Here is a 7,309-nt window from a genome sequence, read left to right on the forward strand (position 1 = left end):
CGAGATCGCGATCATGACGCGGCCCTTATCGTCATAGATGCCGCGCCAGTGCGCGCCAATGCCGTTGTTCTTATAGCCCAGGCGCAGGTGAGCGGCGCCGGGCACCTGGAACTTCTCATCGAGGTCGTACACCGTGTGGAATAGGGAATCGCTATCTTCCACGTCAACGATCGGACGATCCGGGAACACGCGTTTCATACTTTCCTGGAAGACTTCCCATTCCGTTGCTCCGTGAAAATCGTCCGCCATGAAGAAGCCGCCGCGCAGCAGGTACTCGCGCAATTCGCGAGCTTGGGCGTCATTGATACCCCACTCACCGACCTGAACAGCGTAAAGCCACGGGTAATCGAACTCGTCGCCTTCATCGAGGTTGACAGCCTGCTCGACGGTGCGTGCGCTGATCCGCGTAAGACGGCCCAGCGCTTCCGAGAAGTGGCGGTCCGCGCGAGGGTAATCCTGGGTCCACAGCGACATTCCCTGGCGCCAGTCACCGTCGAAGCGGCCGCGGTAGCCGTCATTCCAGCCGGGCGGATACATGAGGCGCGCAAAGGTCCATTCGGCCGTGTATGTCGGATTGGCCGGCAGTTCGAACGTCTCGTATTCAACGCCGGGATATTGCTTGAACGGGCGCTGGAACGCGTACGCGACGGTAAGGCAAGCGAGTAAGCAGGCGCCTGCCGCGAAAGACTGACGGATAGGGATCCGCACGGAACTGCTTTCACAATAACATTGCAACCCGCGCGGCGGCGCTCTCCGGCGAACTCTGCCTGCTCTACCGAACAATGTCTAACGATTCGCGGCCCCGTACTTCCGTTGACGAATCTTAACCATGGGAGACCGAAACTATTATGCAATTTTGGGGTCAAGATAAGTACTAGCCTCATAACCAAATGGTTGCGGAAGTAATTAGTTCGTACTAGCTTGATTCGGACTGAAAACTTCTCCGTCTTTACTCCTCAGTAGCTTTCTGTAACACAACGATATAAATACCCGCAAACTGTCTCCTTGTGCGAGAACTGTCTGGCGGGAATCCTTTTCTTTCCGGTAGCCAATTATGAAGAAACTATTCTCTTTATTCGCAATCGCAGTCATTCCGGTTCTTGCGCAGATTCCTGCTCAATACCAATCCATCTACTCTCTGGTGAATACTCAGATCAGCACTTTCGACGCAACGCTCTTGCAAGGTTGGGACGGGACAAAGTATCCCTACGCAAGCGCCCCACAGTTGGAAACAGCATCGTCCGACCTGTTTACGAGCCTGTTGGGCGAGTATCAGTACTCGACGCAGATCGAACCGCAATTGTCGGACATTCAGGCGGAGGGCGCGAAAGCAGTTACAATCCATATTGATTTCCCGATTCTTAACCAAGCGTTCTACTCGTCGAATCCTTCTCAATACCAGCAGTTTGTCACCTTCTATCAGCAATTAATGCAGGACGTGCATGCACGCGGGATGAAAGTGATCGTCGAGACTGAGGCGGCGACTGTGTTCCCCGGAGCCAACACTTCTTCATTCGCGACTTACTACCAATCGCTGTCCTGGACGCAGTATATGGAGGGACGCGCCGCGACCGCCCTCAACATCGTGCAACTAATTAAGCCGGATTACCTCACGGTGATCACGGAGCCGGATAGCGAGGCGACTAACAGCGGGCAAGCCAATGCGGGCACCGTAACTGGAAGCACGGAGCTGCTGCAGACAATCATGACGGCGCTGCAGGGGAAAACAAACGGTGTCGAGGTCGGTGCGGGCGCAGGGACATGGATCACCGATTACACGGACTACGTCACGAACTTCCTCGCTCAGCCGATCGACTTCCTCGACATGCATATCTACCCGGTGAACAACAACTTTCTCCCGCTTGCCGCAACCGGAGCGCAGATGGCTCACGCCGCGGGGAAGAAGGTGGGAATGAGCGAGTGCTGGGATTGGAAGATCCTCAACAACGAGCTAAATGTTCTTAGCCTCGTAGATATCGAAGGACGTAACCCGTTCGGCTTCTGGGCGCCTCTGGATCAGCTCTTCCTGAAAACGATGAACGACTTCGGCCAAATCGAGCAGTTGGAGTTTATTAGTCCGTTCTGGACTCATTATTTCGAAGCTTATATCAGCTATACAACGTATGGCAGTCTCTCACCTGGCGCGGTGCTTGATCAGTCTTATACCGCCGCGGGGACCGCGACGAGCGAGGGCAAATTTACATCGACGGGTCATTACTACCAGCAACTTCTGATTTCTTCGCCGGACACGACTCCGCCGGCAACTCCGGTCGCTCCGACTGTCTCGGCCGGATACACGACGGCCAACCTCTCGTGGCCTTTGGATACCGACAACGTCGGTGTGGCGGGTTATCTGATTTTCCGCAACGGAAAACTTCTTCAACAGATCAACGGGCTTGTCTTGTACGACAGCGGCCTCTCGGAAAACACCGAGTATGTCTACACGATGGAAGCGTTCGACGCCGCCGGCAACATCTCGGCGATGTCCCCGGAAACCACGATCAAAACGTACTAACTCAGTCCGACAGCTTTGATTCCAGTTCGGCCCAGCGAGCATAGAGAGTATCTACCGCCTGCTGGGCCGAAAGCATTTCGGCGTAAGTACGCTCCAGCGCGCGCGGGTCAGTGGTAATCAGCGGATCCTGAAGCTTGGCCTGGTTTACGGCGACGGTCTGCTCACTTTCCACGATGCGCTGCTCCATCGATTCCCATTCGCGTGCTTCCAGATAAGAAAGCTTCCTTTTCTGCGGCTCGGCTTTGACCGCCCGCGGCGCGGCAGGCCCGCGGGCCGCAGCGGTGCGCCGGGAGAATTGCCAGGCTTCCCATTGCGAATAGTCGGCGAACTGCTCCGCCCCGCCCTGCCCATCGAGACCTAGCACGGTCGTTGAGACGCGATCCAGTAAGTAGCGGTCGTGGGTAACCAGGACAAGAGCGCCGGAGAATTCCAGCAGGCTATCTTCGAGCACTTCCAGCGTCGGGATATCAAGGTCGTTAGTCGGCTCGTCAAGTAGCAGGACATCCGCGGGCTGTCGAATCAGGTTGGCGATCAGCACGCGCGCGCGTTCACCGCCCGATAAACGACTAACGGGCTGGTCTAGCTGTTCCTTGGCAAACAGGAATCGGGCCGACCATGCCGCGACGTGAATGACCTGATCGCGAAAGATGACCGAATCGCCGTCGGGAGCGAGGGCCCGGCGCAGCGAGGAATCAAGATCCAGCCGCGCGCGGTTCTGGTCAAAGTAAACGATGCGCAGGTTATCCGCGCGCTCGATTTTGCCCGATGTTGGGTCGATTTCACCGAGTAGAAGGCGCAGCATCGTGGTCTTGCCGCTGCCGTTGGGACCAACCAATCCGATGCGTTGTCCGGGACCGATAGTGAAACTCAGGTCTTTGAAGAGCGTGCGTCCGCCGATGGCAAACGATAGCGCGTCGGCCTCGATCAGACGCTTGGTGCGCCGATCGGACGCCGTGAAGTTGATGCCCGCGGTTGCCGTCCGGTTTCGCGAAGATAAGTCGGATAACTCCGCGATCAGTTCATGCGCGTTGTCGATTCGCGCCTTGGCTTTGGTGGCTCGCGCTTTTGGACCGCGCCGCAGCCACTCCACTTCCGTGCGCACGCGATTCGCGAGTGAACTCTGCCGCCGGGCTTGAGCCGAGAGGAACTCTTCCTTAAGTTCCAGGAATCGCGAATAGTTCCCTTCGGCGCGAAACATTCCGCCGGCGTACGCGCGATCGAGCTCCATGATTTGCGAACTGGTGTTTTCCAGGAAGTAACGGTCGTGGCTGACCACTACAGCGGCAAAGCGCGCGTCTTTCAGGAGGCGTTCGAGCCAGAGGATGCCGGCGAGGTCGAGGTGGTTGGTGGGTTCGTCGAGAAGGAGAACATCCGGCGAAGTCATCAGAGCTTCGGCGATGGCGAGGCGTTTGCGCCAGCCGCCGGAGAGCGAAGAGGCCTCAGCATCGGCGTCTTCGAAACCCACGCGGCCGAGGGTTTCCGAGACGCGGGCGAGTAACTCGGCGCTGTCGGCCTGAGGCGTGGCCCGCTGAAGAATCTCCCGGACGGTCAGCCCTGGCGTGAACGACGATTCCTGCGCGACGTAGCTCACGCGCACCTGCTTGCGGACGACCACCTCTCCGGAATCGGGCGGCGTCCGGCCGGCGATGATGCTCAGAAGCGTGGATTTGCCCGACCCGTTAGGACCGATGAGCCCGATGCGATCGCCATCGGAAATCGTCAGCGAGATAGATTCGAACAGCGGGTCCGCGCCGTATCTCTTGGAAACGCTTTGGATGTTGAGGAGAAGGCCCATCGGGAACGAAAAAGGCAGGCGCGGTGGCCTGCCCTTCCAGTTCAGTTTAGCCGACCGTTCGAAACGCGGAGCTACTTGTTTTTGCCGTCTACCGCATCGGCGGTCTTGGTCGCGCCCTTTTTGATCTTCTTTCCCGCGGTCTTCGTGGTCTTCGCCGTTGCTTTACCTGTGCTCTTGGCTGCGCCCTTGATGTCACTGCCCGCGTTCTTTATATCCTGCCCGGCGGTTTGAGCGAAAGCGGTCATGCCGGTCGCAAGGATAACCGTCGAGAGGACGGCTGCTAATTTTTTCATTCGAGTAAACCTCCACTGGCAATGAGAGCACAGTGAGTGCCATATGAACGGAATTTCACGCTTTCCGGATCGATGGTGTAACACTTGAGGCATGGCTCTTTCCGCTAGAAACCAGCTTCCCGGTGTTGTCGAAACCATCAAATTAGGCGACGTGATGGCTCACGTTGTGGTCCGCGTGGGAGAGCACGTGGTTGAAAGCGTGATCACCCGGACCAGTGCCGAAGAATTGGACTTGAAACCCGGCGATTCGGTGCGCGTGGTGGTGAAATCGACCGAAGTAATGATTCAGAAGTAATGAAGTTTCCAGCGGAACTCGGCGTAGATCCGGCGCGGGGCGTTATAGTGGAAGCCTCCGAACGTCGGGCTGTTATCGCGTTTGCAAGTTCGCGGCTCCCTCGAAAACGACCCGCAATATAAACCGTTCCACCCGGATAGAGTTCGACGCGGCTGACGGCGGAGGACCCTCCCTCTCGGTCGGGCTCGGAGTGGGGCTGTACGGCAAGCGGTGTTTTGAGACTTCTGCCACGGGTGCTCTGCTATGCGTCTGACTGGGAACCGTCGTGCAGGAACCTGGATAAAACGCGCATCGATACCGGTGTTTGCCCCGTCGGCGGCAGCAACGAATCGACGCAAGGTTAGTCGTGCAATATCCATCCTGCTACGATCAATTTTCGATGCAAGAAAACCGCGTCAAACAAGCCCTGCGCCGGGGCGAAATGCAGCTAGGGACAGGCTACTGGCAATTCCGCTCCCCTGAAATCGCGCGCCTGCTCGCCGCGGCCGGTTTCAAGTGGGCGTTCCTCGATACCGAACACGGCGGCTTCGATCTCGAAACCCTGCAAGACATCTGCCGGGTAGCCAATCTAGCCGGACTCTGCCCCATCGTCCGCGTCGGCGATCTCCAATATTCGCTCGTCGCCCGCGCTCTCGACTGCGGCGCTCAAGGCATCATCTTCCCTCGCGTTGAGCAACCCGAACTCCTCGCCCGCGCCGTCTCGTGGACGAAATTTCCCCCAAACGGCATCCGCGGCTATGGCTTGGCCCTGCACCAGCTCGACTACGAGACCCGCGCTTTCCCCGAAGTGATCGCGCACCTCAACGCGAACTTAATGGTTGTGCTCCAAATCGAAACCGTGCGTGCTCTCGAGGCGCGCGACGAACTGCTTTCGGTGCCCGGCGTCGACACCGTGATGGTAGGTCCTGCCGATCTCTCCATCTCGCTCGGCGTCCCCGGCCAGTTCGAACACCCCCGCCTCATCGAAGCCATCGAGCAGATTCGCGATAGCTGCCTCGCCCTCGGCGTGATTCCGGGCATTCACACGCGCAATCCGAAACTGGCGGAGTTCTGGCGCAATCGCGGCATGCTCTTCCTGGGCTGCGGGAATGAAGTATCCATGCTGTGGGAGCGCGCCGGTGAAATTGTTCGCACGCTCTGCCCTTAGATGCCGTGTCCGTAGCGGCGCCGCCGTATTGGCCGCGCTCACCTGCTCCGCGCAGGCGACGTGGCTTGACACCATCACCGCAGCTGATCTGCGCGCAACCGATTCCTTTCTCGCGTCCCGTTCTCTGGAGGGCCGCAACACTCCGTCCCCCGGCCTCGAAGTTGCCGCCGATTACATCGTTTCCGAGTTCCGCCGCGATAACCTTGAGAGCCCGCCCGGCGCTACCGATTTCGCCCAGACGGCCAAGTTCGCGCGCGTCTCGGACAGCAAGGATTCGCAGTTCACCCTATCCGCCGGCCGCGACCTCACGCGCGGCATTCTCGGCGACCACATTGCGATCCACAGTTTTCGCGCCGTCAATCTGAACAACGAGCCGGTTTTCAAGTGGGCGCCCACCGTCCGCGTCGATCAGACGCTCGGCGGCCATATCCTGGTCCTCCGCGCTCCCTCCGATCGGACCGTGATCCGGGAACTCGAGCAGTCGCACCCCGACGCAATCGTCGAACTCACCCGCAGGCCGCTCCACCACCGCGCCAACGAGCTGGTGGATATGGAACACCTCAATGCGGGCGAACCCACGCTGGTCGCCGTCCCTGAAGCCGATCTGCAAGCGATCTTCGACCGGCTCCCGAATGGCGTCACCACGGCGCACGCCACGCTTCATCTCGGAGCGCCGGCCATAGAACCGTTCGAGGCGCGCAATCTCATCGCGATGCTCCGCGGTTCCGACGCCGCGCTCAGCAAGGAGTACGTGATCGTCTCCGCACACTACGACCACCTCGGCGCATCGAAAGAAGGTGTTTTCTACGGCGCTAACGATAATGCGAGCGGTGTCGCGGCGGTGCTGGCCCTGGCCCACGCATTCTCGCTGGCACCACCCTTAGGAAGCCCGCATCCTAAACGCACGCTTCTGTTCCTGTGTTTCTTCGGGGAGGAAGAGGGTTTGCTCGGCTCCACATGGTACGTGAAGCATCCGCTGTTGCCGCTCGCCCACACCGTCGCGAATATCAACTTCGAACAACTCGGACGATCGCAACCCTCGGATGGTCTGCCGCCCGGCTCTCTCGGCGCAACCGGCTACGCGTTCTGCGATCTGCCCGAGATCATGTCGCCCGCGATGGACCCCGCGGACGTCCACTTGCGTGACACCAAACACAATGAGGAGTTCTTCGCGCGCAGCGACAATTACCCGTTCGCGAAGGCCGGCATCCCTGCCCAGACTTTCGCTGCCGCCTACGAATTTCCCGATTACCACCGTCCCACC

At 59.0% G+C, this 7,309-nt stretch carries 7 protein-coding genes; 4 read left to right on the forward strand and 3 right to left on the reverse strand.

The annotated features are described in order from the left end of the window. On the reverse strand, positions 1-708 hold a 708-nt coding region (locus tag H1Y01_RS06370; protein ID WP_219341326.1), incomplete at its 3' end, for a DUF4159 domain-containing protein. A gap of 346 nt (positions 709-1,054) precedes the next feature. Here H1Y01_RS06370 and H1Y01_RS06375 point away from each other — a divergent pair. Next, on the forward strand, positions 1,055-2,515 hold the full coding sequence (locus H1Y01_RS06375; RefSeq protein WP_180539605.1) for a fibronectin type III domain-containing protein: 1,461 nt from the start codon (positions 1,055-1,057) through the stop codon (positions 2,513-2,515). Position 2,516: 1 nt separating this feature from the next. Here H1Y01_RS06375 and H1Y01_RS06380 read toward each other — a convergent pair whose 3' ends face one another. Both H1Y01_RS06380 and H1Y01_RS06385 read right to left on the reverse strand, forming a co-directional pair. Further along, positions 2,517-4,310 carry an ABC-F family ATP-binding cassette domain-containing protein gene (locus tag H1Y01_RS06380; protein WP_180539606.1) on the reverse strand — a complete coding sequence of 598 codons (1,794 nt, stop codon included), beginning with the start codon at positions 4,308-4,310 and terminating at the stop codon, positions 2,517-2,519. Positions 4,311-4,381: 71 nt separating this feature from the next. After that, entirely contained in the window at positions 4,382-4,603 is a 222-nt protein-coding gene (locus tag H1Y01_RS06385) for a hypothetical protein (protein ID WP_180539607.1), read from the reverse strand. A gap of 91 nt (positions 4,604-4,694) precedes the next feature. Here H1Y01_RS06385 and H1Y01_RS06390 point away from each other — a divergent pair, with 91 nt between their 5' ends. The 3 genes from H1Y01_RS06390 to H1Y01_RS06400 all read left to right on the forward strand — a co-directional run. Next, complete coding sequence (locus tag H1Y01_RS06390; protein WP_180539608.1) at positions 4,695-4,898, forward strand: TOBE domain-containing protein; 204 nt, start codon at positions 4,695-4,697, stop codon at positions 4,896-4,898. A gap of 379 nt (positions 4,899-5,277) precedes the next feature. Further along, positions 5,278-6,045 (forward strand): HpcH/HpaI aldolase family protein, encoded by a 768-nt coding sequence (locus H1Y01_RS06395; RefSeq protein WP_180539609.1) that lies wholly within the window; start codon positions 5,278-5,280, stop codon positions 6,043-6,045. A gap of 28 nt (positions 6,046-6,073) precedes the next feature. Then, the coding region (locus H1Y01_RS06400) for a M28 family peptidase (RefSeq protein WP_180539610.1) at positions 6,074-7,309 on the forward strand (1,236 nt) is incomplete at its 3' end.

The organism is Nevskia soli (assembly GCF_903970205.1).
In the GTDB taxonomy this organism is placed as follows: domain Bacteria; phylum Acidobacteriota; class Terriglobia; order Bryobacterales; family Bryobacteraceae; genus Bog-113.